At 48.7% G+C, this 26,459-nt stretch carries 18 protein-coding genes and 2 pseudogenes; 8 read left to right on the forward strand and 12 right to left on the reverse strand.

Going from position 1 to position 26,459, the window contains the following annotated elements:
* Window positions 1-19: 19 nt before the first annotated feature.
* From ABXS70_RS18690 to ABXS70_RS18715, 6 genes and pseudogenes are all read right to left on the reverse strand, one after another.
* Window positions 20-1,660 (reverse strand): RNA-directed DNA polymerase, encoded by a 1,641-nt coding sequence (locus ABXS70_RS18690; RefSeq protein ID WP_366289938.1) that lies wholly within the window; start codon window positions 1,658-1,660, stop codon window positions 20-22.
* Window positions 1,661-1,912: 252 nt separating this feature from the next.
* On the reverse strand, window positions 1,913-3,022 hold the full coding sequence (locus ABXS70_RS18695) for a tyrosine-type recombinase/integrase (RefSeq protein ID WP_366289941.1): 1,110 nt from the start codon (window positions 3,020-3,022) through the stop codon (window positions 1,913-1,915).
* 132 nt (window positions 3,023-3,154) lie between these two features.
* Window positions 3,155-5,198, reverse strand: a pseudogene (locus ABXS70_RS18700) (B12-binding domain-containing radical SAM protein).
* Window positions 5,199-6,565: 1,367 nt separating this feature from the next.
* Window positions 6,566-8,446, reverse strand: coding sequence for a DNA helicase RecQ (gene recQ / locus ABXS70_RS18705; RefSeq protein ID WP_342554816.1), 1,881 nt, complete (start codon window positions 8,444-8,446; stop codon window positions 6,566-6,568).
* Window positions 8,447-8,710: 264 nt separating this feature from the next.
* The gene (locus ABXS70_RS18710; RefSeq protein WP_366289945.1) at window positions 8,711-10,741 is read right to left on the reverse strand and encodes an ATP-binding cassette domain-containing protein; all 2,031 of its coding nucleotides are present in this window, start codon (window positions 10,739-10,741) and stop codon (window positions 8,711-8,713) included.
* 48 nt (window positions 10,742-10,789) lie between these two features.
* Window positions 10,790-12,580, reverse strand: a complete 1,791-nt coding sequence (locus tag ABXS70_RS18715; protein ID WP_342554814.1) for an ABC transporter ATP-binding protein — start codon at window positions 12,578-12,580, stop codon at window positions 10,790-10,792.
* A 121-nt stretch (window positions 12,581-12,701) separates the two neighbouring features.
* On the opposite strand from ABXS70_RS18715, the gene ABXS70_RS18720 reads away from it, so the two are divergent.
* Both ABXS70_RS18720 and ABXS70_RS18725 read left to right on the forward strand, forming a co-directional pair.
* The gene (locus ABXS70_RS18720; RefSeq protein ID WP_342554813.1) at window positions 12,702-13,595 is read left to right on the forward strand and encodes a helix-turn-helix domain-containing protein; all 894 of its coding nucleotides are present in this window, start codon (window positions 12,702-12,704) and stop codon (window positions 13,593-13,595) included.
* 15 nt (window positions 13,596-13,610) lie between these two features.
* Window positions 13,611-14,165 carry a DUF5412 family protein gene (locus tag ABXS70_RS18725; RefSeq protein WP_342554812.1) on the forward strand — a complete coding sequence of 185 codons (555 nt, stop codon included), beginning with the start codon at window positions 13,611-13,613 and terminating at the stop codon, window positions 14,163-14,165.
* A gap of 543 nt (window positions 14,166-14,708) precedes the next feature.
* Here ABXS70_RS18725 and ABXS70_RS18730 read toward each other — a convergent pair.
* The 5 genes from ABXS70_RS18730 to ABXS70_RS18750 all read right to left on the reverse strand — a co-directional run bounded on the left by ABXS70_RS18730 (window position 14,709) and on the right by ABXS70_RS18750 (window position 20,402).
* Window positions 14,709-15,809 carry a glycosyltransferase family 2 protein gene (locus ABXS70_RS18730; RefSeq protein ID WP_342554811.1) on the reverse strand — a complete coding sequence of 367 codons (1,101 nt, stop codon included), beginning with the start codon at window positions 15,807-15,809 and terminating at the stop codon, window positions 14,709-14,711.
* Between the two features lie 473 nt (window positions 15,810-16,282).
* Entirely contained in the window at window positions 16,283-17,029 is a 747-nt protein-coding gene (locus ABXS70_RS18735) for a methyltransferase domain-containing protein (RefSeq protein ID WP_342554810.1), read from the reverse strand.
* On the reverse strand, window positions 17,016-18,671 hold the full coding sequence (locus ABXS70_RS18740; RefSeq protein WP_342554809.1) for a nucleotide sugar dehydrogenase: 1,656 nt from the start codon (window positions 18,669-18,671) through the stop codon (window positions 17,016-17,018). Before ABXS70_RS18740 ends, ABXS70_RS18735 begins: the two co-directional genes overlap by 14 nt.
* A gap of 33 nt (window positions 18,672-18,704) precedes the next feature.
* Window positions 18,705-19,694 (reverse strand): SDR family NAD(P)-dependent oxidoreductase, encoded by a 990-nt coding sequence (locus ABXS70_RS18745; protein ID WP_342554808.1) that lies wholly within the window; start codon window positions 19,692-19,694, stop codon window positions 18,705-18,707.
* A gap of 18 nt (window positions 19,695-19,712) precedes the next feature.
* The gene (locus ABXS70_RS18750) at window positions 19,713-20,402 is read right to left on the reverse strand and encodes a glycosyltransferase (protein ID WP_342554807.1); all 690 of its coding nucleotides are present in this window, start codon (window positions 20,400-20,402) and stop codon (window positions 19,713-19,715) included.
* Window positions 20,403-20,705: 303 nt separating this feature from the next.
* Between ABXS70_RS18750 and ABXS70_RS18755 the strand changes: the two genes are divergently transcribed.
* On the forward strand, window positions 20,706-21,416 hold the full coding sequence (locus ABXS70_RS18755; protein WP_366289953.1) for a GT-D fold domain-containing glycosyltransferase: 711 nt from the start codon (window positions 20,706-20,708) through the stop codon (window positions 21,414-21,416).
* A gap of 262 nt (window positions 21,417-21,678) precedes the next feature.
* On the opposite strand, the gene ABXS70_RS18760 is transcribed toward ABXS70_RS18755, so the two are convergent.
* Complete coding sequence (locus ABXS70_RS18760) at window positions 21,679-22,086, reverse strand: hypothetical protein (RefSeq protein WP_342554805.1); 408 nt, start codon at window positions 22,084-22,086, stop codon at window positions 21,679-21,681.
* 191 nt (window positions 22,087-22,277) lie between these two features.
* Between ABXS70_RS18760 and ABXS70_RS18765 the strand changes: the two genes are divergently transcribed.
* The 5 genes and pseudogenes from ABXS70_RS18765 to ABXS70_RS18785 form a co-directional block, all read left to right on the forward strand.
* Window positions 22,278-23,411 (forward strand): RluA family pseudouridine synthase, encoded by a 1,134-nt coding sequence (locus ABXS70_RS18765; RefSeq protein ID WP_366289957.1) that lies wholly within the window; start codon window positions 22,278-22,280, stop codon window positions 23,409-23,411.
* 72 nt (window positions 23,412-23,483) lie between these two features.
* Window positions 23,484-24,062 carry a DUF1273 domain-containing protein gene (locus ABXS70_RS18770; protein ID WP_366296686.1) on the forward strand — a complete coding sequence of 193 codons (579 nt, stop codon included), beginning with the start codon at window positions 23,484-23,486 and terminating at the stop codon, window positions 24,060-24,062.
* Window positions 24,063-24,272: 210 nt separating this feature from the next.
* Complete coding sequence (gene speD, locus ABXS70_RS18775; RefSeq protein ID WP_342554803.1) at window positions 24,273-25,097, forward strand: adenosylmethionine decarboxylase; 825 nt, start codon at window positions 24,273-24,275, stop codon at window positions 25,095-25,097.
* A gap of 194 nt (window positions 25,098-25,291) precedes the next feature.
* Window positions 25,292-25,702 (forward strand): flagellar basal body rod protein FlgB, encoded by a 411-nt coding sequence (gene flgB / locus ABXS70_RS18780; protein WP_342554802.1) that lies wholly within the window; start codon window positions 25,292-25,294, stop codon window positions 25,700-25,702.
* Window positions 25,703-25,887: 185 nt separating this feature from the next.
* Window positions 25,888-26,373: pseudogene (locus ABXS70_RS18785) on the forward strand (GNAT family protein); the annotation flags it as partial.
* Window positions 26,374-26,459 lie beyond the last annotated feature (86 nt).

The following is a 26,459-nucleotide window of genomic DNA, read 5'->3' on the forward strand; positions in this document are numbered from 1 at the left end:
TTTTGGTATTTGTTTAATATCAATAATCTCCCCCTCCACCACCATGAGATACAATTCTTGATTCTCTCTGCGTTCTTGCTCCTCTATGCATATTGCTAGATGATACAGGTCTATAATTCATTTCTGATGGACTTGCAGGTTCTAATTGTAGTGTAGAATCGTAAAACTCTATATTTCTGGAAGAAAGTAATGAAAAAAAGTTGTCCGATGATATATAATTTGATCTACTTGTTAAAAAGCCTTTCTTGATTGCTTCGTAGGCAAATATCCAATGCTCTTGATAAAGATGCTCATGTGATAAATAATTATTCCACTCTGATATATTTAATCCAGTAGTTATCAAACCATTACTCCTCATATCAAGTGCTACAATTCTAGAGAAAGAATCTTCGATTGTTGATAGCTCTTTTGCGGCGGCTCTACTAATTTTAATGTTAAGAGATTTCGCGACCCATAGATTCCATGAAACTTCATATCCATGACTATATTTCGAGTGATAACCAATGTTGTTATCAATAGTCTTAGCGATTTTTTTATAATTCAAATTATAACCTTTATCTCTATATGCCAATAAAATTTCTATGACAGTAGGTATAACACTTGGTTCTGCAATCATAGAATTTAAAATGAGAGATTCAAACAATTCCCAATTATCCTTATGAACTAATACATTTTTTATTCTAGCCAATGAATATTTCAGAACATATTCATTAGGGTGTTTTTTGCTATACTCAAAAGCCTTCGAAAAAAAAGTAACCAAGTCTGTTTTCTGTCTTTTAATACTACTATGAAATTCATAATTACGAATTTCTGAGATCCAGTTAAACTCCAGTGGCTCTGGTAATGAATAAATCATCGTTTTTTCAGGATTTATTTCTAATTCGTATCTTTTTACTACTTTATGAATTTTAGTAAGTGCCTCTTCAGCCTCAGATAATGAATTAAAAAAGAAATAATAATCATCAATATAACGCAAACCAGTTACACCAAGTTCTTGATAAATCTCTTGATCCATAACAGATCCTATTAATTCAGAAATCACATAAGAAGAATCTGGACCAATCGGTATTCCAATTGTTTGTTGATCCTGAGTATTTCTCACATTAGTGTCCAGTACATTTCCAAAATGAGCCGGTCCTCTATTCCTCTTCGCAAAAGTCTTTCCATGACAGGCCCATGGAATTGAATGTGTATAGATTGTAGGATAGTATCTTGAAATATCTGTTTTTAATACAAATCTACTGTTAGATGATAGAATAGGTACTATTTGAGGAATCTCACTAAAACTATGTTGTCGATTAATTGCTCTTTGTAGATGTTTATTTACCATTGGCTTAGTAAGAGAATATCTCGACTTTTTAATCTCATTTTTTATTGTTGTCCAATTGTCAATTATAGTCTCAAACACTTTTATTTGATGAAAGGGGTTGGGAATACTTAAGGTTCTACGATGATGTTGAATCTTTGGAATACTATGTATACAACACTTACTACTATGTACCCTTTGTCCGTTAACTATTATTGACATTCCTGGAATTGATGAAGAAATACTATTTATTTGAGTTCCAAGCATTTTTGTTGTAAATCCTGGAACTAGTTCTGCTGGAAAGTATCCTTTTAGTATACAATTCTGTAAAGTAAGTCTTGCTTGTCTCGCCAACTTCATCATCTCCAATATAATTTATTTTTATATTTGTAGCTGTTACCTGCGTGATAAACAAGAATTACAAAATTCTCTAATCCATGTACTTATTTTGATTCATAATCTCTTTTGATTCTGTCGTATAACATCTAATTTATGTACTTCGTAAATACCACACATTCAACGTAATATATGAACTACGTATATGATAACCTATGGGGCGATATATGCGAAGAAAAATATGGTGAATAAGGGAGAAGTTTAAGGTGTTCAATCTCCCATGTCCATCCGATCCAGTGGACTCTGAATACGCTGAATATTTTTCGTGCTCACATGCGTATATCGCTGCGTTGTTTGTGCACTGGTATGACCAAGAAGCTCTTGAATATAGCGCAGGTCTGTTCCGTTTTCCAGCAAATGTGTAGCGAAAGAGTGCCGCAACGCATGAATGCTGCACTTTTTTACAATACCCGCTCGTTGTCTAGCTTCTTCAAAAACCTTTTGTACGCTGCGCTCCGTAAGATGTCGATCTGAAGATTGTCCTGGAAACAACCAACGATCGGTTTTATATTCAGCGATGTACCTCTGTACAATCTCCCAAGCAAGATGAGAGAGAAGAGTTCTCCGATCCTTTTGACCTTTTCCCTGCCTCACAATAATGGTTTGACGCTCAATATCCAAATCACTGTAGCGTAGACGAACGACTTCGCCTACACGAAGTCCAGCTGAGTACGTAAGATACAGAATCGTCTTATGCTTGAGGTTAGTCACAGCTTTCAACAATTGGGTGACTTCTGTTTCAGACATGACATTGGGCAGCTTCGTTTGCTTTTTGGGACGTATATACTGAATTTCAGCAGGATGATGGAGGACATGTTTACAATAGAATCGAATCGCACTGATCGTCTGATTTACACTGGAATGGGAGACTCCTCGCTCAAGTAAACTTAAACAATAGGTTTGGACATGAGACGCGCTGATCCCGTTGTTGATCTGAGGAAGACTGGCCATAAATCGTTCAACCTGATTACAGTATGCTTTCATCGTTTTACGACTGTATCCTCTTAACTTCAAAGCTTGCTGCAATTCTTCTCTCTTCCATTGTGTTTGCTCTCCACTTAACTTCCAGTTCCTTAAAAGCTCACTCTCTACCCACAACTCCGGGGAAATCTCTACATCTAGCGCATCAAAGTGCTGTGTAAACTCCTGAAGAGATGCGTCTGAGTAGGGAATGATCCAGCGTTTCGTATCAGTCTCCCACCTTCTCCCTGTCACCTGACGAATCCGCTGAATATGCACCGTATTATATGGAATTTGCACATATAATGTATCAGCAGAACCTTTGCTTAAAATGATGGCAGCTTCTGTTTTGTTGTTCATACGACATTCTCCTTCAGCTCCATTAATTATATGAGTTCTATTGAATTTGAAAAATAAAAAAAGGAAGATCGTCTTCATCCCTTAAGGGAATCCAATGATCTTCCGATGCTTTCGGAAATATGGTCGCTGCACCTACATGGCAGCGGCTTCTTCTCCCAGCGGCAGCGTGTAATACTGCGCCTGCTGGTCTTCGTGCTGCTGGTATACCACGACCAGCAGCGTCTGGCCTTTCGCGGCAAGCGGGCTGGCGCCAGCAAGCACACGCTCAAGCCGGAACGGAAGCACGTCCAGTACGGCGTGCTTCTGCAGTTCCTTTTCGCCGAGTCCCAGATCGGCGAAAGCCCGGGCACCCATGACCGTCTGTGCGGTCATGGCCGAGGTCATCGGCAGCGCACGCGAAGCGCTGCCATCCCCCATGTCCGCCGCTCCATCCGCGGCGGACCCTACTGCGTCGCGCGCTGCAGGCGGCGCAGCATCCCCGGCATGGCTGCCGATTACACCCGCCGCATCCGCGGCAGTGTGCTCTCCGGCAGCCGCCGAAGTTCCCGCAGCGGCCGCTGCACTCGCGCCGCTGCTTTCCAGCCACGCCGAGCCAGAGGCACCGGCGATACGCGGCAATCGAACGTCCTCTGGACGTTCGGCCAGCATTTTCATATAACCCGCCCACTGGTCTTTCTGGAGCGCATCGTCCCACCAGATTTTACGCGGCTTGTACTTGTGGCCGAGGAAATAATCCAGCTTCATCAGACCAAGCACAATATCCATATGCGGCGTATTGCGCGACTCCAGAAAGCTGTGCAGACGAGTAAACAAATCTTCAAGCTGGTGACCAATCTTCTGCCACCCCTGACCTTCCCAGTAATCGCCAAAGGCCTGAAAGAAATCAAACGGTGAATCAAACTCCTGCTCCATCAAATACTTCAGCGTATGGTCCATCCGGTGTGCATTCCAATATTTCTCCAGCACATCTTCGAGACGCTTCAGACGTACGATGTCGCTGAACGGCAGCACGTCACTGCCCAAAATCTCATACGGCGCGTGATCCATGTACGTATAGTTGTACTTTTCCGCATCCAGACGAAGTCCCGTACCGCGAAGCATTTTGAGAAATCCGAGCTCCGAGCTCTTCCGGTCCCAAAGCAAATACATCGTTAAACGTCTTGCGGAACGTATTGTAATCTTCCTCCGGCAAGCCTGCGATCAGATCCAAATGCTGATCGATCTTGCCGCTGGCTTTCACCTTGTTCACCGTACGGCTCAGCTTGGCAAAGTTCTGACGGCGTTTCACCAGTTCATTCGTCGGATCATTTGTGGACTGTACCCCGATTTCGAAACGGAACGTACCCGGCGGCGCGTTCTCTGCCAAATAGTCGAGCACCTCAGGACGCATAATGTCAGCCGTAATTTCAAACTGAAATACCGTTCCCTGATGATTCTCGATCAAAAATTTAAACATCTCCATCGCATAATCCCGTTTAATGTTAAACGTCCGGTCTACAAACTTAATCAGCTTCGCACCCTTCTCAATCAGGTACAGAATGTCCGACTTCGTTCGCTCGATATCGTAATACCGCACGCCGACCTCAATACTGGATAAACAGAACTGACAGCTAAACGGACAACCCCGGCTGGTCTCAAAATAAACAACCCGCTTCCCGAGATCCGGGATATCCTCTGCAAATCGATGCGGCGAAGGCAGATCATTCAAGTCCGCTTTCGGGCGTCCTGGCATGAGAATAACTTCTTCTCCTTTGCGATACGCCAGTCCATAGACAAAATGAAACTTCTTGCTGCCTTCAAGCTCCGTCAAAAGCTGGTGCAGCGTCTCTTCTCCTTCACCCATGACGATAAAATCGACATTGGGAATCCGGTTCATCCAATACTCGGTGTCGTAGGACACCTCCGGTCCGCCCAGCAAAATTTTCACGTCAGGCATAACCTTTTTCAAATTATCAATGACCTTAATCGTCTCTTCAATGTTCCAGATGTAACACGAAAACCCAATCACATCCGCCCCGCGCTGGTACAGATCCGACACAATATTCATGACCGGGTCTTTGATCGTATACTCCGCCAGCTCAATATCAAAATCCTTCTCACTGTACGCCTTCAAACACCGCAGCGCCAGCGAGGTATGGATGTACTTTGCATTCAAAGTCGATAAAATTACCTTCATGGTTCACAACCTTTGCCTGGACACCCAGACCATATATTTTTGGGAAAAGTAAAGCTCCACAGCCATCCCGCTCCGGATGCTGTTCAGACAAACCTCTACGCAAGTCCGAGCCTTATCTATGGCCCCACTTGCACAAAACCACATGTATAAATCCACATCGACAACCGCACAAGTACACGCGCATCACGCACTAACACACGCGCAGGACCTATTAATAAGATTTATAAACAAGATCTTTCAACTAGTCCGTATGCTAAATCGTCCGCAGCTCATAAACAAATCCCTAATTTGTCTTTCAAAGAGTGGACACCTCTTTTAAAAACACACACACTCTCCGCCCGACTAAAAACAAGATCTATTAACCAGTCCCTATGCTATAACCGTCCATGCATCATAAACAAATCCCCATTTTGTCTTTCAAAGAGTGGACACTTCTTTTAAAAATACATACACTCCCCAACCGACTTAAAACGCAATATATAGACTAAATTACATCAAATCAACTATATATTGTGCCAAAACCCGTTATCCGTTTTTCAAGTCCATGTCCATCCTTTAAAAGACATTTTCGCCTATTTCGTCTACTGTGCAGAGACACATTTCATGAAATACATATCCTAATTTTCGATTACGTTTCTTTTCTGATCTTGGCTCTGATTCTGTTACTGATTCTAATTCTAGCTGCGCCTCTTGTTGTGATCCTTCTTCTAATTGTGCTTCCGATTCTACATCTGCTTCTATCTATATAAGTTAAAAAAGGATGTACACAATCCACTCCGATATGCTCATCAATTCAGGCACATTAGTCAAATATCACCCAGCCGCCATGCTAGTGCAAGTCTGCCACCCTCTACTGCGAGCGCTAACGATCAGGAGAAACCTTATTCCGGCACATTCGGGCTTTGGAAAATTCTAACGATTCACAGAGACGCTATTCTGCTGAAATCAGCTTGATCAGGCTCATTTTTCAGGATTTTGTGTGGAATAAGCTTCCTGGAGATCGTTAGATTTCAAATGTCCCCGATTCGGGGCAAATAAGCTCCTGGGGAATCGTTAGCGTTCCATCTTCTACTTGAGCAGCCTGCCGAGGCTGGCATTCCTGCCTCATTACAGGGCACTTTGACGATCATTGACCGTTAATCAGCATAACGTCGCTTCTTTAGTTCAATTTAAATAGTTTCTGTATCTGCATCTGTCCATATCTCTGTCTGTGTCTAATGACTAGCTCCTAAACTTTAGTCTAATCTCTAATATCTAATATCTAGGTTTTAGGTTCTAGTCTTTAAAGGTAGTCTTTAGGCCCCAGTCACTGATCATAGATCAGATATCACTTTCCATTAACCCCATGACTTATCTCATACCACATATCACTCATACTCATAAAAAGCATCATCGTCCGTGTCCACTTCTTCGCCCGATTGTTTCTGGAAGAATTCCAGGAACGGCAGTCCGTACTTCCGGTACTTGACCTCACCGACCCCTTTGATACTCAGCATGTCACGTTCCGTCTTCGGACATACCACACTCATCTCACGCAGCGTAGCATCATTGAAGATGATGTAGGATGGCACATGTTCTTTCGCGGCCAGATCACGGCGGATCAAGCGCAGCTGTTCGAACACGGTTTCATTCACTGCCGATGGCATCGCGTCACGTCCGCGGCGTCCGCCGTAGTTCGTACCCGAAGCTGTGGCTGCTGTTTTGCGTACGACACGCTGCATGACTTCGCGCTGGCCCTTCAGTACTTCCACCGCCAGCGGCTGCAAACGAACCACTGGATATTGCCCTTCGGACAACATCAGGTAGCCTTCGGATACCATCACGTTGATGATCTCGGCAATTTCCCGCTCTGTACGATTGCCCATGACGCCGTAAGTTGGCAGGGAATCAAAGCCGTAGTCCAGCACCTTTTTGGCACGGGAGCCTTTGAGCACCGAAGCCACGAGAGATACCCCGTAGCGTTCACGCATGCGGTGAATGCAGCTGAATATTTTTTGCGCATCAATGGTCATATCTACCAGTTCGCGATCATCCGTGCAGGAGCTGCAGATACCGCACGGCTTGTCTTCATGTACTTCACCGAAGTAATCCAGCTGTGCACTGCGCAGACAGCGTGTAGTGTAACAGTAATCGACCATCTGCTGCAGCTTGCGGTAATCGTTGGCTTTGCGGTCACCCTCCATCGGGTTCTGCTCGATCAGGAACTTTTGGGTGATGATGTCCTGCGCTCCAAACAGCAAAATGCACTGACTTGGCTCACCGTCCCGTCCCGCACGCCCGGCTTCCTGTACATATGCCTCCATGTTCTTCGGCATGCTGTAGTGCAGTACATAACGCACGTTGGACTTGTCGATCCCCATTCCAAAGGCATTGGTCGCTACCATAACGCGAATATCATCGTACAAAAACTGCTCCTGACTCTGGGCCCGTTCATCGTCCGTCATGCCTGCATGGTAGCGGCCCGCGGGCAAACCTGCCTGCATCAAACGCTGATGCAGATCGTCCACGTCCTTACGGGTCGCGGCGTATACAATACCCGGCTCGCTCGCATGCTCGCGTGCGTAGTTCAAGACAAAATCCTTTTTGCTCTCGCCGCGCAGCACGCTGAACGCGAGATTGTCCCGCCCAAGTCCGGTCACATACGTCTGCGGGTCCTGCAAACGCAGCAGCCGCAGAATATCGCCCATGACCTCGGGCGTCGCCGTTGCCGTAAAGGCCGCAACCACCGGCCGCTCCGGCAAACTGTCCACAAACGGCGCTACCGCCAGGTAGCTTGTCCGAAAATCATGGCCCCACTGTGACACACAGTGGGCCTCATCCACTGCCACGCACGAGATCGGCAGCTGCCCCATCTCATCGCGGAACCAATCCAGCTCCAGTCGCTCCGGCGCGACATAGAGCAGCTTCAGCTCACCGCGCTGCGCCGCGCGGATGCGCTCATTCACTTCTCTGCCGCTTAACGTACTGTTAATATAAGCGGCGGCAATGCCGGCGGTCGTCAGCGCATCGACCTGGTCTTTCATCAATGAAATTAACGGAGAAACCACAAGCGTCAGCCCCGGATATAACAGAGCCGGAATCTGGTAACAGATCGACTTCCCGCCCCCGGTTGGCATAATGCCCAGCGTATCCTCATATTCGAGCAGGCTGGATACAATCTTTTTTTGGCCCTCACGAAAGTCGGGGTAACCGTAATATTTTTGCAGGAGACCCTGCGCTTCTTCTAAAGTAGGTGCTTGCACACTCATGTAAAGACTCCTTACTTGTCACCGGTGCTGCTGCACCAGCTTGGTTCTATCCGATTCTGACATCCAAACGCAGGCATCGTCACCGCGTCCTCGACAACAAAATGGCGTTCTCATGACTTGTCCGTCAAGCAAAACGCCGCTCCCTTTAGTTTAACGGGCCAGCCCCAAATGAGCAACCGCGTTTTCCCGCAAATCGTTGGAAGGGCATACACTTAGACAAAAAAACAACCGTTCATCCAAAATAGGACAAACGGCTGCTTTCCGTTACTCTCCTGAGGCCGCACCTCTGGTATGCATGTGATAGTACAGCCCTTTTTGTGCCATCAGCTGCTCGTGTGTACCATCCTCGGCAATACGTCCCCGCTCCATCACTACAATGCGAGAACACTGCCGGGCAGTCTCCATTCGATGCGTAACCAGCAGCCCTGTTTTCCCCTCCATAAAACGGCGCAGCTCTTTCATCACGTACTGCTCTGTCCGATTATCGAGCGAGGATGTCGGTTCGTCCAGAACATAAACATCCGATGACCTCATCAACAACCGGGCTAAGGACAGCCGCTGCTTCTGCCCACCAGACAGGTTAGCCCCTTTTTCCTGCAGTATCGCATCGTACTGTCCCTCCTGAGCTTCAATAAACTCATGCAAACCTGCCCGTTGCGCTGCTCGCTTCATTTCATGCAGCGCAGCGTTCCTGCCCAGTCGGATATTCTCTCCAATCGTTCCTGTAAAAAAAGCAGGTGTCTGCGGCATATAGGTCACGCGGGATGGATGCCCCCCACCCATAATCTGCGATGTGTCCTCGTTTCCCAGCATTACACGGCCATCATCGGGTTCAATCAGCCCCGCACACACCTGACATAATGTAGATTTACCTGCTCCACTGGTGCCCATCAGCGCAACCAGTTCACCCGGTGCCAAGTGCAGCGTAATCCGATCCAGAATGGTTCGGCCGCTGCTCTCATCCATTACTGTAACCTGTTCGAGTATCAGGATGGGTAATTTGTTTTCCATAATTTCAGCGGACTGCGGGCTGTCTTGTTTGAGATCATCCGCCGCTGCACGCTGCCTCAGGTTAAACCAGGCCGAAATCCTTGCAAATGTGCCAACACTCGCCTGCATTTGACTCCACTGACCGGACAGGCCCAGCACAGGCCATACGACAAGTTCAAACAGCAGACTGCTGGCTACAACTACCCCCGGCGACAAGGCTCCTCTCGCAGCAGCTAAACCGATTACAAACAGCGCCGCCAGCTGGGCCAGACCAAACACGGCCATCGCCACGTTATCTGACATGCTTAGAGTCATCTGCAGCTTTGCCTGAACACGATTCAGTGATTGCTGCTGCGTGCGAAAACGTGTGAGAAACCATGGTGAAGCATTGTACGCCTGAATCACAGCAGCGCCTTCAGCATATTGTTGAATCTGCTGCTGCGACTCTCCTTCCATGGATTCCACTTCATCCGATAATCGTATGATACGCTGATCATATAATCTGGCCGTAAACCAGATCGCTGCCGCGCTCACAAGTGCAATCACTGCTGCCCATGCATCTGCACGGTAAAGGTACACCAGCGACAAGGCAATAATAAATATAACCGTAACCCCTTCTGCCAAAGCTTCCACCACTTCTGCACCATGCTTGGTATCTTCCTTGATTCGAAGCATGATATCTCCTGATTTCTGTCTCCGAACCCAAGCGTAGGGCATCTGATGTAACCGTTTGAGCAGATCCATCGACATATCTCTGTTCATGGATTCTTTGAGCCGTACCAGTACATATCGATGCATGGCGAGTAAAATGATAAACCCGATCAGAACCGCGATCCAAGTTACCGCCGCTGCATTCAGTTTCTCCTGTCCTCCATCCTGGATGGCATCAACGAAAAATCCCTGCACAAAGGCCAGTCCCCAATCAAACACGGCATCCGCTGCTATAAAAAGAAACATAACGACTACCGCCCATCTATACGGCTTCATGTAGCGGAAAATAACGGGCCATACCATTTTTAAAGAGGGTGCCTCTGCAGCCTTATCCCCTTCCTTCTCTTTCTCCTGAACCTCGTCCTGATGCTCTGCCCGATGTTTCTTCAGTTTCTCAGACGGACTCTTCTCTAGATTCCTATCTTCTTCCGCTTCTATTTCCTCTCGTCCCTTTATTTTCTCTAATTCCTCTACTTCGTCATGCGCCTTACTGTTGTCATACTCCATTATGCTTTTATTTCCTGTACTTTTCTGATGACTCTGGGCTTCTTCAGTCATTTCTGTACCCGGTCTGTCTTTCTCTTCACGTCGCATTTCTTTCCCCCACTCTAACTAACTCCAGCTCCAGCTCGAACTTTACTTTTACCCATACTTTTCCTCAAACTCCTGCTCCGCAATATAGTCCCGATATCCAACCCGGCGCTCCAGCAGCTCATCGTGAGTGCCGATATCAACAACCTTTCCGTCCTGCATATAAATCACCTGATCCGCACACTCAATTAGAGACAAGCGATGGGTAACTGCAATGATCGTCGTACCATGCTCCGCAGCTAACCCGGTAAATAACATATTCAGCTGCTGCTCGTGCCACGGGTCCTGTGAAGATGTCGGTTCATCAAGCAGTAAAATATCCGGTTTTCTTACAACCGCTCTCGCAAGACTGATCCGTTGGAGTTCTCCGCCGGACATGGACCCGCCTTGCGGCTGGAGCTCCGTCCCGTATCCATTATTCTGGCGCATGATCGCATCATGTGCATGAGTCATATGAGCGGCAAGCTGTACTTCCTCGCTGGATATCCCTTCAGCACCGAACACAATATTGTCTTCTACGGTTCCTGAGAAAATAAACGGCTGCTGCGGAACATACACTTGGTTGATATCTACGTTTAATCTCTGGGCCTGGAATTTGGAATCAGCCGATTCCGACATATTCCACTGGATTGAACCACCTTCAGGTGTGTATAATCCGCTAATGATGTTCAATAAGGTAGTCTTTCCGCATCCGCTAGGTCCCGTAATTACCGTGAGTTCACCTTTCACTGCAGCGAAGGAAATATCTGATAATACTTCTTCCTGCCCAGTATATTTGTAGGATACCTGCACTGCATGGACACCTTCGGTTTTAAACTTGTACTGCGGTGAGGCAGCAGCTGTTTTCTTTTTTTCCAGATCCAACATTTCGAATACACGAGCGGCATGAGAGGCCGATCCAATGACCTCGTTCCATAAACCCGACAGTGCTTCAATCGGACGTGTCAGCTGACTGCTTGCCACCAGAAAAGCAGCCAAACCGCCCACATCCATCTGTCCCTGCAGCACCTGCTTTCCGCCGATATACAGGATCAGGATCATGCCACCATAAGTAGAGACCCGTCCAGCCGCCTCCGATAGACGCTTCAGTACGGAAACCGACATCATACGTTTGAATACCTTGTCCATGCGTTTGCTGAATTGATGCTGCAGGTAACCCGAAAGCCCATAGCTGCGGATTTCTACAGGAGCTTGAATCATATCCGTAAGCAGTTCATCTCTTGACGCTTCATCTGCATGCAGCCGGTCATGTTCACGCTGCAGTCTTCTTCCAAGCCCTGCCGTCACTAGAGGATAGATTAACGTAAACGCAATGATGGCAAGGGAGAGCTGCAGGTTCACCCAACTGAAATAGGCAAAGGCCAGAACCAGTTGAATAATATTTTTGGCAAGCTCGATACCATGCCGATTGATCCCTTTCTGAGCCGCTGCCGCCGATGTCCACACTCTGGATGTGAGATCTCCTGTATGAACCTTCGCTAATTCCTGCGGGCTGGTGCTCCCAAGGGATTGCAGCAGTCTTGTTTGTAAAGACACGAGTGTCTTTTGCTGAAATAACGTCTCGGCCCATGTCGTGAATGCGGTCACAAAAATCCGAAGTACCACGATGGAAACACCGATGATAAGCCCTGAATAGATTAGTGAAAATTGGGACTCCGAAGCCCCTTTGACCAGTCTTCGAATGGATTCCAGATATCCTACCTCAACCAGCGAAGCGGCCAAGGCGGCCAAGAGCAGCACGATGATGAACATTCGATGCTTTCCGGTTAACGTCCATAATCGTTTCAGCATGGTTAAGGGGTTATACGTTTTTTGGTCTGTAATTCTTTGGGTGGCTAACATGAATGACTGCTCCAATCTTCTCATTAAATTGAGTACCTGGTTATGGTATCATCGTTTATAAGGAAAAAATGAACATTTCTTGCTGTACCCATTAAATCCGGACCAAACAAGGAGATTTTACATGCAACATGATCTGCTGCAGACATTAGACAGGCTGTTTGATTATATCGAAGATCATATTCACAAGAAGCTTACACTTGACCACCTCGCTTCAGTAACCCATATCTCCAAATTCCATCTGCACCGCATGTTCAAGCATGCCAGCGGTCAACTCCCTGGTGAATACATACGCTCTCGTAAATTGGCCCGCAGTCTGGAACAGCTGGTTGATCTGAACTGGAAGATTATCGATATTAGCGGGCATTACTCTTTTGAACATGAACAATCTTATATTCGTGCTTTTAAGCAGGCCTTTGGCATCACACCACTGCAGTATCGCAAACAGGGTGCTGGTGATTTGCAGTTTACGGCCCGTATGACCTCATCGATGATTACCATGCTCCCATTCGGATACATTTTCCAACCAGCCTATGTTCGGAAACCTGCAATGAAGCTCATTGGCCAGCAATCACAGATCCGTTACGAAGACAATGAGACATATTATGAAGCCAATTCGGCGGGCAACCATTTTTATGAAAAATACGTTCATCTCATTCCTAACGTGCTGCACCCCGACGTCTATATTGGACTTACGAATGAAATCAAGGATCACCACAGTACATATCAGCCATCCGTAGAAGTGACAAGCTTGGAACAAATCCCCGAGGGGCTGAGCGGTATTGAAATACCAGCCAATCAATATGCCGTGTTCAAATTTGTTTGTGACTTCCACCCGAGCCTGATCCATATTGACCACCTGGACAGCGTCTGGACATTTATTGACGAGTACTGGCAGAGTCATTCCGGATACGTCAAGAGTGATGCTTATTATTTTGAAAGAATAGACGGCAGTCTCGCGCAGGAGCATTACGGTGAGCTGGACATTTACATTCCGGCCAAACAAATTACACTTTAAGAAAGGTTTATTGTTATGGAAAAAGAGATCACTACGCGTTCGGCTTCATCGTCTGCAGGCAATTCACGTCAATCCTGGATACACAGACATCCGATCGCTTCGGTAATCATCATCCTGTTTGCCTTGTCCGCCGCAGCTTTGATTCTTTTCTTTACGCTTCGTCCCTATCTCTCCACGTTTGATCGTGCCGGTCAGGGCGATCTAAGCTCTTCGATGTCATCACCAAACGGTGAGCACACGGCAGAACTATACGGTGTTCCCTACGGCGGTGCTGCAGGCGGGGTTACGCTGTGGGTGGATGTGAAGAAAACAGGAGATACATCCCTTTCAGGCGCCAAAAGTATCTATCGCGCGGCATTCCACGGCAGCAACCACCTCGAATGGGAGAGTGAACACATGCTGCGCATCGAAAACAGGAACGAGTACAGCAATGAGACAATCACACTGAACATTAATGAGGAAATCTATGACGGGCGGGGCTGGGCCTGCAAAAGCCTGCTGACCAAAGACCAGTATGTACGCTGTCTCGCACCTGAAGGTGAAGGGGGAACAGCGGGAAAGGATGATTAATACCGCCTGCCTCTCGCCTCGGATAAGACTTTAGAAGTGGATGGGACTGAAGTGATTGGGATTGGTTGACTTGATTGGTTTGATTGGTTTGATTGGTTTCGTTTGGCTTGGATTAAGTCGAATTGAATCGGGGAGTCATTCCATTTGGTCGAAGCATTATAACTTGTTCAGACAAAAAGAAATACCCCGTTTACCGTTGCTCACGGTTGAACGGGGTATTTCTGCATCCGTCTCTCTCAAAGAGACCCTGATCTAATACGGCAGGGCAGCCTGTCATGAAAATAGGGCACGAATGTCCGCCACACTGTACAAAATTTTGGCCGTGCTGTACGGTTTTTTCTTTCTGATCACTGCTGCAAACGGATGTAAGCTATCCGACTGTTCCTCTTTATGACAGTGCTTTTCCTTCCTGTTAACCGCGTTAGAGACTTTGGACTCCTGCGTAAGAGACTTCGAGTTCCTGCATTAGAAGCTTCGAGTTCCGAGAAGAGGCTCACTCTTCCCTCTATCTCCTCATCCCTCTTTCTCCGCTTTTCTCCTATCTTACTGCGCTTTCCGCTGCTTGCGAATTACAGCTTCGAGCTTATCCCGATTGCCCAGCAAACCTGGATCCTTCGGCAGATATTCCCGGGCCTTCGTGTTATGCAGCAGAGCCTGCTCCCAGCTGCCGAGGTGAGCATAACAGAGTGAGAGCCGGGCATGCGGCAGCCAGGTCCGGCAGGCTGCCGGGACGGGCCGCAGACCCGGATCGCGACTGCTCACGTCCACCGCCTGCATATACCAATAGATGGCGGTGATTACCTCCTGCCGCTCATGGAAGCAGGAAGCAATTGCGCAGCAGAAATCGGCATGCGGCAGGTCGTACTGGAACGACTGCAGCAGTGCGCCCAGTTTGCGGCCCGGCTCGCCAAGCCGCTCATAACATTCCGCCAGCCTTGCGCAGGCAATGAGCCGGTCCTCGCGGTAACCGCTGGGCTGCTCCAGCAGCTTGGCGTAACCGCGTGCCGCAGCCGCATAGCGCTGGCGGTCATAACATTCGCCTGCATAGTAGAACAGCAGGCGTCCCTGGGCTATGCCCTCTTCGGCGATCCATTTGCGCAGAATGCGCACGTTTCGCGCCGAATGATTGACCGCCTCGCGGCGATGGGTAACGGCAATATCTGCCGTAATGATCTCGCCTTGCGGGAAGTGCAGCTGCTCGTGCAGCCGGCCCTGCCAGCGGCACCCGGCATCCCGCTTGACCAGGCGGAGCCGGCGGTCCGCTACCAGCGGACTGCCTTCCGGTCCCTCGGCCAGCGTATAGCCCATAATCACACCGGCCGTCTTTCCGCCGGACGGCAGCTGCTTCTTCAATACCTCCAGCTTTGCACGTTCCGAAGGCAGCAGCACATCATCTGCATCGAGCCATAGGATGTACTCCTGCGTGGCCCGGGCAAACGACTCGTTGCGCGCTGCGGCGAAGTCCTCATTCCACATATACGTATAGACCTGGTCGGTATACTTCGCAGCGATATCCATCGTTCGATCCGACGACCCCGTATCGACGATGATGATCTCATCTGCAATACCAGCCACCGAGTCAAGACAACGTGCAAGTTTGCGTTCTTCGTTTTTCACAATCATACACAAACTGATGGTGATCACGTTTCAAGCCCCTTCCTGTCGTACCCGTACTAATTCACGCTTCTGCATCACTTTAACTTTAACTTTAACTTTAACTTTACTTACTCGCCTACTTACTCATTCAGCACACAACTACTCATACACACTCTCTCTTACTCACTTACTACTCGCTCTGGTTTACTGACTGACTTATTCACTTACTCACTTACTCACTTACTCACTACTGGCTCACCTACTTACTCCACTTACGCCTGCTGCTGCGGCTAACGATTCCAGATGACGTTATTTTGTTCATTTCAAGCCTTTTGAAAATGTAACGATTCCGAGGAACGCTATTTTCGCGATTCGGGTGTAAATTCAAGGCATTTCGTCCGTTTTACGAGAAATAGCGTCGCTGGAGATCGTTACACTTCTCATCCTGCCTAAATAAACTAAATAAGGTTCCTGCAGATCGTTAGAGTCGTGCGGCGGAACTCACTGTCACAGCACACCGTCTATCTTTCCTCGTTCTCCTGACGGCGAAGGCGTTTCAACTGATCGACAGCACTGTCCAGTGCTTTTTTGCGCTGTTTCATGGACCGCAGATGCTGCTGCTCCACCTCGGTAAAATGCGTATGATCCAGCTTCATCCAGTCCAGTACCTGATTCAAGTCCGGCTTCATATGAAGCTGTGCTTTCTCTCGCTTACGCGCCGTACAACATAGATATTTATGATGCACTTCCAATTTCAGTACTTCAAAATACGGCATCAGACACATTGCCAAATTGCCCGCATAGAACGTCTGTTTATGATCATGGAATGGATGATAGCCATAGGGAACCGTCACAATCAGTGTGCCTTCCTCCTCCAGCAGGCGATGCAAATGCGTCAACAATGTCTCGGGATGTGCAAAATGCTCCAGCACTTCTCCCAGCAGGATTGTGTCAAACTTCGTTCTGGCCTTCCACTGCGTAATATCCAGCATGCGGAAATCCACATTGTTACGCACCGGCTTCGATTCTTTGGCCAGCTCCTGCTGCGCATAAGTGATACTGCCTTCCTCCAGATCGACCCCTGTCACGCGGAAGCCTTCCCTTCCCAGCAAAATGGACGTAATCCCCTGGCTGCATCCGACATCTAGAATACGTCTGCCCGTTGTCTCGCGGCACATCCAGTGCACGCGGGCTCTCGTCGCTTCGTGGGAATCCTCCGAATTGATCTCTCCATAGTAACGTTCGTTCACCCGGTCATGATTGGCCATAGTCATCTCCCGTTTTTCCGTGCGCATTTTCTCCGTCTGGATGAGCCCTGCGAGTCTGAGCGCGGTCACGGTTTTCGTTCGCTTTGTCATTCTCGTCATTTCGAACCGACGCAGTATCTTTGCGCGCTGCATCCGGTATTTTGCTCACTTCTCGCCGCGTTTGGCCTGCTGCCAGGTGTTTATCACCTTTTTCTTGATATTTATCATTTTTTACCGGATGTTCTTGTCTTACTTCTAGAAGTTCCTGCCCCGCTTCTAAACGTTTTCGATTTGCTTCTTTTCCTGTCGGCTGGCCCAGTACAACGATGTTTCCCCCGCGGCATGAAGCAGTCGCATTGCGTGTGTCAAAAATCAGCTGAGCATGATCCGCCATCTCCTGATAATTGAACGCAGAGTGGTCGGTTGTGATTATCACCAGATCAGCCCATGTCCACAATTCCGGCGAAGCGGTCCGAGATTGGAGCATCGTGCCGTCATCCTGCCGGAAGACCGGTACCATCGGGTCGGTGAAAACAACCTCGGCTCCCGCCTCGCGCAGCAGCCGGAATACGTCAAGCGCTGGCGATTCGCGCAGGTCGTCAATGTCTTTTTTGTACGCCATTCCCGCCAGTACAACGCGGGCGCCGCGAATAGAACGGCCGCGCTGCTCCAGCAGAGCTGCTGCACGCCGCACCACATGCTCCGGCATCTGCCTGTTGGTGGCATCTGCAAGCTGGATAAACTGCAGCTCCGATCCTTGACGGCTGGCCGCCCAGGACAGATAGATCGGATCAATCGGGATGCAGTGCCCGCCAATGCCTGGGCCGGGGTAGAACGGCATATAACCAAACGGCTTCGTTGCCGCTGCCTGAAGCACTTCCCAGATGTTAACACCCATCTGCTCACAGGCCGGGGTCAGTTCATTGACCAGCGCAATGTTTACGCTGCGAAACGTATTTTCGAACAGTTTAGCGGTCTCGGCTACAGTCGTTGAACTTACCGGAACCACTTCATTCAGAAACGAGCCGTAAAATTGTGCACCATAACTCAGACAGGCTGGAGTAGAGCCGCCAATGATTTTGGGGGTGTTTTTCACACCATAATGCACACTGCCCGGGTCCACGCGCTCAGGAGAGTAACAGACGTGGAAGTGCTCACCTGCTGTCCAGCCGCGTGCTTCCTCTACCGGCAGCTTCACATGTTCTTCCGTTGTACCCGGATACGTTGTGCTCTCCAGAATGACCAGGCAGCCTTCCTGAAGATGGGGAGTCATGGCGCCAACAGCTGATGATATATAGGATATATCCGGCTGGTGTGCATCCGTCAGCGGGGTTGGCACGCAGATCACGACCACATCTGCCTCAGCAGCTGCTTGGTAATCCGTACCTGCCGAGAACAGTTCTGCTTCGATCAGGGATTGAAGCACAGCATCTTCGATACCGATAATATAGGAACGGCCTGCACGAAGCTTGGCTGTTCTGTCCGCATCAATATCTATGCCGTGCACCCGATAACCGGCCTGTGCCATCTCGACCGCCATCGGCAGACCAACGTAGCCCAGACCAATGACCACAGCCTTGAGGGAGCGGTCATGAATGCGTGCTGCATGTCTCTCGTCTTTTTTCTGTCCTTGTTGTTCGGGATACGGGCTGTGTTCATTCATATCTTCCACCTCCAAACGTTCCGCCTCCCTTCCTTAGTTGATATAGCCTCCTGCCCGTAAAAACGCGGCGATAGCCGGTTTGTTCATCATTTCACTGTCCGAACGGTATTGGGCAAACTGCACACGCGGCAGATGATCATAATGCTTTGTCAATTCCTGGTCAGGATGCTCCGGCAAAATGACATAATACTGCGCATCGTACTGACGTGTACGCGGTGCTTCAAATGGCGAGATCAGCACTTCATGCAGTTTCTCCCCCGGCCGAATCCCTGTCACTTTGTAATCGCCAGACGGGCGGCCGGCCTGGTCCAGCATGACGGAAGCCAGATCGGTCATGCTGCAGGCTTTCATTTTCATCACAAAGGTCTCCCCGCCCACCGCTGCTTCCGCTGCTTTGAGCAGCAGGTGAATGGCCTCGGTACGTGTCAGGAAAAAGCGCGTCATGCCTTCATCTGTGATGGTCAGGTTTTTACCTTCATCAATCTGCCGCCGGAATAGAGGTACCACACTGCCGCTAGTACCCAGCACATTACCACCGCGGATACATACAAAACGCGTTTTCTCGCTCAGCCAGTTGGCACGAATCATCATTTTTTCGCCCAGTGCCTTGGTCATGCCGTACACGTTAATCGGATCAACCGCCTTGTCAGTAGAAACATCGATCACTTTCGGAATCTGCATACGAATGGCTGCACGAATAATATTTTGTGTTCCGATAACATTTGTTTTGAACGCCTCATCGGGCTGGTCTTCACAGACGGGAACATGCTTCAAGGCAGCCAGATGGAAGAGCACATCTACGCCTTTACACGCATCCTCCACCGCCCGGTAATCCCGAATATCTCCAATGATGAAACGCAGGCGCGGATCATGATTGAATTCCCGCTGCATCGCAATCTGTGCATATTCGTTCCGGGAAAGCAGGCGAATCTCCGCCGGGTTCTGCGCCAGCAGCACCTCAGTCAGCTTTTGGCCCCAGGAGCCTGTTCCTCCGGTGACCAGAATCGTTTGTCCTTGAATCATGGATGAATCCCCTCCTGTTTAGTTCATGAATTCGCGTAAAACCTGAGCCATCTCTTCTTGGGTGAGTCGATCTTTAGGCGGTACCTTTTTAACCGATGTGTTGCTGGAATGCACAATGTTCACGTAGTTCCGCGGCGCCAGCAGCTCATGCGGCAGATCGATCACATTGCCGTGCGTACCTCGGCCTGGAAGTTTGACACGGTATCCTGCGGCATATTCCGCCGTCTTGTAGAGATACACATAAAATTGCGGAGAGCGATGGAACGCCGGCGCCATCTCGTTGTTTACACTGTCCCAGAGATAGCCGTTCTGGTTAATCAAGGCCATCGTGCCAGGCTGCGGCTGCACATCGTAGAGCTGCTGTACGAATGTTTTATGATACAAATCGTCCGAATCCAGACGCGCAATATAGATGTCTTCAGCATCTTTGGCAAATTCCAGAATAGCTCTGACACTCTCAATGTGGGTTCCAAAACGAACATTGGATGGCAGCGGCTCCTGGCCCGCCAGTATCTCCTGCATTAACTCCCCGGATTCCTTCGAGAGCTTCACTACCGTAAGGAAATCCTGATTCGTCTGCGCCTTGAGACAGTGCAGTGTGAATGTGCGAAAAATCGTCATGCGGCGCTCCAGCCATTCACGTGTCAGACGCTGCGGGTCCAGCCCGTAATTATTAAAGTTAATTTCAATGACAACTTTCCTGGACATACCCTTCCTCCTCATAACGCTGTAAGCCGGTGTGGGCAAGTACAGACGTTTTCATAGTTTTTTAGCAGCCTCTGTCTACGAAACTCTTTTATTGCGCTGATCGCCTGCTCGTAGATTTCTTCACTGCCAGCACTATATAACGTATGAACTGCTTACCATTCCGGCACCGACATATGTACTGATTTTCCTATAAATAGATTGATATACATCCCAAGTTATCTTCTGCGGGTCGAACGCACAGATCACGGTTTCTCTCGCAACATAGAATAGAGGAGCTTGATTTTCAAAGGAGGCAGGTTTCGAATGAATTCGATTTATCTGGAAATGCAGGAAGTGCTGGACCAGCTCGAAACGGCTTTGCGGGAGCAGCGTCCCTTCTCACTGGTGCGTGTGGGGGATGGCGAGAATATCGTCATGTCACAAGAAACGGTGTGGCCGATGGAACAGGTGCTTCAGGAGCGCTGGGCGGTAAAAGCCAATCTTGGTCAAAAGGGGCTGCGGCTGCCCAATCTGAAGATGCGGGACGAAGTGGCCTCTTCATTGAAGCGTGCCACTATTGTCGGTGTCCTTCCACGCGGAGACAGCATGATCAAAGCTCCGGATTATCTCAAGCGGCCGCTGACCGATATGATATTTGCTCACTACGGCATCTCACCTGCGCTGACCTGTCATGCTTGTGTGAATCGTGAACTTGTGCAGGTGCCGCGGTTCTGGCAGATGCTTGCTGGCAAACGAGTGCTGCTCGTGACACGTGAGCTGGAAGAGTTACAGGCCGCACTAGTTAAGGAGCCTTACCATCTCAACCTTGTAAGCTCACTTCCGTTTGATAACTACGATCAGATGGATGAAACTTTGGAATGGATTCAAGCCCACAAAGATGATTTTGATGTGGCACTTTTCTCCTGCGGCGTTAACGCTGTCATTCTAGCCGAGCGAACAGCAGCACTTACAGGTAAAGTCGCCATCGATTTTGGTAAAGCCAACAACATGATTTTGAAAGGACGCCCCAACTAATCTGTATTCATCCACTTCCCTTTTCCCTCTAACCTGATCCGTTCTCATACGGGACGTGCACAGTACAGCTGTATATGATAATGCAAAACCCCCGCCTGCCGAGGTCGGGGGTTTTGCATATCACCTTAATTGAAACGAAACATGCTGAAGCATGAGCTGTGCGCTGGTCAGATCCAAAGATTGTTTGGCAAAACACGTCGGGTGGTTGTACAATTCTTCCACCCTCCGAGCTGTACCCGAAATCATGCATGCCTTTATTTGATTAGTTTGTCGCAGCAATGCCATAGAACATCTCCGGCCCAGTCCGCACGGCTGTAGACACACCCGAGATGAACGAAGTATATACACTTTCCAGCGCTGGTGGTGCGGCCAGATCCTGAGCTGTAAACGAATGGAACTCGGCACCACCATTCTGGCCGATTGTTCCTTGTGCACGATAGATGATGAAGAACGGATCGTACAGAAAACCGCGTACAATCTCTACAGTAAACGTATCGCCGAGTTCTCCTGTTACACCCACCGTACCGTTCAAGGTAATGATCGGATTAATGACCCCCTGTGTTTGAAGACCAATTGCGCCGAAGGCTTCAGGGGATTCGGATAAGGGAAGCCCTGGCGCTCCTACGTATCCCGAGTTCTCCGAGGTTCTCATATCGAGAAACACGCCCATGAAAGTAACACCTCCAATGCTGTGGGATAACATATTCTATGAAACTGAAAACTCTTCGGATTGGATGGGCTGCAGATTTGAGGAACCTATTTTTAATTCCGTGCGGTTAATGGTATATTGAACTGCATAACGAATTGAACGGATCGTATGCACACAAAGGGTACAGGCTGTTCAGAAGGAGATAGTTATCTATGAATAAACGCAAACGCTCAACGGGCAGTACATCTGCCAAAGGAAAATCATACGGAGGTTCCTCCCAGCCGCGATCCGGCCGCTCCAATGCTTCCTCATCAAAACCTTCTTCCCCTCGCTCGGGGAATGCTGCCAAACAAGCTTCCGCCTCCCATTCGCCTGCGGGTGTTACCAAAAGCGGTGGTAAAGCGGCCAAGCCGGCCGCGGCATCCAAGCGTCCAGGTAGTGCACATTATCGCAAATCCGAACCGCCACGCCAGTACAAAGTAACGGAGCCGGATGAACTGCTGCATTTCCTGCTGAAACATCTGAAGTCAGGACGTAATGCCGTTAAATCCATTTTGGGACGTGGGCAAGTATCCGTGGATGAGAAAGTCGTGACCAAGTTTAACGAGCCGCTGACGCCTGGACAGACTGTGTTCATCAGCAAAGAAGGTGCTGTCGCCGCTCCTTCCCTGACGGGCATTAACATTTTGCATGAAGACGACGATATCATTGTCATTCGCAAGGAAGCCGGCCTGCTGTCTATCGCAGCTGACAAGAGTGATGATCTGACCGCTTATCGCCAGCTGATGGCACATGTCCGTCGTACGAATCCGCTAAACCGGATTTTCGTTGTGCATCGTCTGGACCGGGATACATCCGGTGTGATGATGTTTGCCAAAAGCGAAGAGGTGCAGCAGCAGCTGCAGGACAACTGGAAAGAAAACGTACAGGATCGTGTTTATGTCGCACTAGTTGAGGGCGCCGTAGCTCAAGAAGAAGGCACCATCTCCTCCTGGCTCAAGGAAACCAAAACGCTGAAGATGTACTCCAGTCCTCGTCCGAACGATGGACAGCATGCCATTACTCACTATAAACGTCTGAAGTCGAATCGAGAATTCTCCCTGCTTGAAGTTCGTCTGGAAACGGGCCGCAAAAATCAGATTCGTGTGCATATGGAGGACCTTGGTCATCCGATTGCCGGGGACCGCAAATACGGTGCACGCACGAGAGATCTTGGACGTCTGGGGCTGCATGCACGTGTGCTGTCCTTTATTCATCCGACAACCGGCAAGTTAATGACGTTTGAGACGGATATTCCGAAGCCATTCCTGTATCCGTTCCGCGGAGAGACTGCACCTGAACAATAAGGAGCTCATATGAAGACGGACAGATGCTGCGTGACATCGTTCATACCGTCCGTCTGAAAGGAGGGCATCACGCTGCAAAACCTGTTCATCACCGGGTACCGTGCCCATGAACTGCAGATTTTTGGACAGAAGCACGAAGGCATTCCCTTCATTAAGAAAGCCATCTCTTCCCGCCTTACTCCGCTTGTGGAAGATGGACTCGAATGGGTGCTCACCCCCGGACAATACGGTGTGGACCTATGGGCATGCGAGGTAGTGCTTGAACTGAAACAGAACTATCCGCATCTGAAGCTGTCGATTATCACTGCCTTTCAGAATCCCGAGGAACAGTGGAAAGAAGACAAGCAGGAATACTACCGTTCCATTCTGTCCGGAGTGGATTATTATGGCGCCATCAGCAAACAGCCGTATATCGGACCGTGGCAGTTCACTGCCCGGGATGACCTGCTGCTTCGTAAAAGCGATGGTCTGCTGCTTGTCTATGACGAAGATGCCGGGGAAGGCAGTCCGCGTTTCGTGAAGGAAAAGGCAGTCAAAAAACAGCAGCAGGAGCATTACCCCATCATCACCGTAACCTCGGAAGACATTCAGTCTGTCGCAGAGGAAGAACGCATGAATGATTACGGCTATGATGAAGGCCTGCCCTTTTAACGTTGGATGCCGTGCAGCTGATGCTGTGCGGCATTTTTTCAGCCACATGCCGGATTATGTGACCTGATGAGAAACCTGATTATGACGAATGATGAGCACCTTTTGGGTTTCGGATTACGCAATTTCATGTTTTTTTTCGGGCAAGGTTGGGTATAAGTAGTATTAAAACTGCGATTTTTATGTCGTATGGGACAAAGGGGAACTGCAACCATGACTTTAACGCCAGAGCAGCGCATTCAGCTGCACGGGTTCAACAACCTCACCAAGTCGCTCAGTTTCAATATGTACGATATCTGCTACACCAAGACCAAAGAAGAACGTGAAGCTTACATTGAATATATCGATGAACAATATAACGCAGATCGGCTGACGCATATTTTGAAAAATGTGTCGGACATCATCGGAGCCCACGTCCTGAATGTCGCGCAGCAGGATTACGTGCCGCAGGGCGCCAGTGTAACGATGCTGGTATCCGAAGGTCCGATCGTCGAGATTCCCGAAGAATCCTTCGATGAATCGCCCGGCCCCCTGCCCGATAATGTCGTGATGCAGCTGGATAAAAGCCATATCACCGTGCACACCTATCCCGAATTTCACCCCAGCGAAGGCATCAGCACCTTCCGTGCAGATATCGATGTGTCAACCTGTGGCGAGATTTCACCGCTTAAAGCGCTGCATTACCTGATTCATTCTTTCGATACGGACATTATGATTATGGATTATCGGGTGCGTGGTTTTACGAGGGATACGAGCGGACGCAAGCTGTTTATTGATCACGAGATCAGCTCTATCCAGAACTATATCCCGGACGAGATCAAAAGTGGGTTCGACATGATTGACGTGAACGTATATCAGGAGAACATTTTCCACACCAAATGCAAGCTGAAGGAATTCGATCTGGATAATTATTTGTTCGGATACACCAAGGACAAGCTGAGCAAGGCCGAACAGCAGGAGATTACCGAGTGGCTGAAGCTGGAGATGGACGAAATTTATTACGGCAAAAATATTAACCGCTCTCCTGAATCGAATTGAAGAGAACTTACCAACGACAAAGACGAGTAATGAGGATAATCGGCTTCTTGAATCGGAGTCAGATCGATCATGTGCTTGTCTTTTTTTTGTATGAGAGGCGATGCTTGAATTTGTTCGTTACCTTGACAGTGTGTGGGCAAATTTCTTAAAATAGAGATAACTGCATTTCGATTGCGGTGAAGGAGGATCTCAGCATGATCGAAACCAATACTTCCAAACGGAATGAATCTCTTTTGCAAGCATTGAACGCGCGGCATCAGGCCATCACCAACAACATCGCTAACGCAGATACGCCGAATTACAAGAACACTACCGTTGAGTTTCAGGATGAGCTGCGGCGTATTATCGAGAATGGCAAAACAGGACAGCTTAGAATGCAGCGGACACACGAGAAACATTTCCCCGTGACCAATCCTAACGCATCCATTGTACAGTACCGAGTCATGCAGAACAATGAAACAGCCATGAACAATAACAACAACAACGTGGATATTGACCGGGAGATGGCCATGCTTTCCGAGAACCAACTGCTGTACAATTACATGGCGGATCGGGTTAGCGGACATTATAAAAAAATGAAGAATTTATTGAATAACTTAAAATAATTAGGAAGCAGCAGCCCTCGCGGCTGTTTTTTTGTGCAAAAATCTTTTCTGAATTTCATAAATATCTCGGACGCCAATCTCTTATTCTCGAAAACAAACAATTTAACGGGTATGTTCGGTATTCCTATCGGCTGTAGTATAATGGGATGAACGAAGGATGTTATATCAACCAAAAGAGGTGCGGCATGACTCGTCAATATAATGCTTTTCAAGGCTCCAAGGTCAAACTCACGGCACCCTGCCCTGAAGATCGCATGCAGATCGCATATTTCACGGATAACTATGAATACTTGCGTAACATGGATACAGATATTGCGACCCCACAAACATCGGATGAAGTCGGAACCTCGTCGGTTCGGAACGGTCAGGATTTCGAGTTTGCACTGCGCACTCTCGACGACAACCGATTTATCGGATTTGTAGCCATTTATCGGATTGAATGGAATAACCGCTCTGCACAGCTGGCCATTGGTATCGGTAATGAAAGTGATCGCGGCAGGGGTTACGGCAGTGACGCGCTTGCCTTGATTTTGCGATACGCATTCCATGAATTGAACCTGAATCGGATTGCTCTGGACGTGATTGAATACAACGAAGCCGCTAGACGGGCGTACTTGAAGGTTGGCTTCCGTGAAGAAGGACGCCATCGGGCTGCTGTACTGCGGGACGGCACACAATACGATCTGATCTCCATGAGCATTCTGGCAGCGGATTGGTCCGCCCAGACCGGACACCCGATTGCATTTCAGCCAGTACC

This window comes from Paenibacillus sp. AN1007 (assembly GCF_040702995.1).
Classification (GTDB): domain Bacteria; phylum Bacillota; class Bacilli; order Paenibacillales; family Paenibacillaceae; genus Paenibacillus.

Bases quoted from the DNA above. Each gene is read 5' to 3' on its own strand.
- ABXS70_RS18695 (WP_366289941.1), bottom strand. From the start codon at position 3,022: ATGAACAACAAAACAGAAGCTGCCATCATTTTAAGCAAAGGTTCTGCT.
- recQ (WP_342554816.1), bottom strand. From the start codon at position 8,446: ATGAGTGTGCAAGCACCTACTTTAGAAGAAGCGCAGGGTCTCCTGCAA.
- ABXS70_RS18710 (WP_366289945.1), bottom strand. From the start codon at position 10,741: ATGCGACGTGAAGAGAAAGACAGACCGGGTACAGAAATGACTGAAGAA.
- ABXS70_RS18715 (WP_342554814.1), bottom strand. From the start codon at position 12,580: ATGTTAGCCACCCAAAGAATTACAGACCAAAAAACGTATAACCCCTTA.
- ABXS70_RS18720 (WP_342554813.1), top strand. From the start codon at position 12,702: ATGCAACATGATCTGCTGCAGACATTAGACAGGCTGTTTGATTATATC.
- ABXS70_RS18725 (WP_342554812.1), top strand. From the start codon at position 13,611: ATGGAAAAAGAGATCACTACGCGTTCGGCTTCATCGTCTGCAGGCAAT.
- ABXS70_RS18735 (WP_342554810.1), bottom strand. From the start codon at position 17,029: ATGGCCAATCATGACCGGGTGAACGAACGTTACTATGGAGAGATCAAT.
- ABXS70_RS18740 (WP_342554809.1), bottom strand. From the start codon at position 18,671: ATGAATGAACACAGCCCGTATCCCGAACAACAAGGACAGAAAAAAGAC.
- ABXS70_RS18745 (WP_342554808.1), bottom strand. From the start codon at position 19,694: ATGATTCAAGGACAAACGATTCTGGTCACCGGAGGAACAGGCTCCTGG.
- ABXS70_RS18750 (WP_342554807.1), bottom strand. From the start codon at position 20,402: ATGTCCAGGAAAGTTGTCATTGAAATTAACTTTAATAATTACGGGCTG.
- ABXS70_RS18755 (WP_366289953.1), top strand. From the start codon at position 20,706: ATGAATTCGATTTATCTGGAAATGCAGGAAGTGCTGGACCAGCTCGAA.
- ABXS70_RS18760 (WP_342554805.1), bottom strand. From the start codon at position 22,086: ATGGGCGTGTTTCTCGATATGAGAACCTCGGAGAACTCGGGATACGTA.
- ABXS70_RS18765 (WP_366289957.1), top strand. From the start codon at position 22,278: ATGAATAAACGCAAACGCTCAACGGGCAGTACATCTGCCAAAGGAAAA.
- speD (WP_342554803.1), top strand. From the start codon at position 24,273: ATGACTTTAACGCCAGAGCAGCGCATTCAGCTGCACGGGTTCAACAAC.
- flgB (WP_342554802.1), top strand. From the start codon at position 25,292: ATGATCGAAACCAATACTTCCAAACGGAATGAATCTCTTTTGCAAGCA.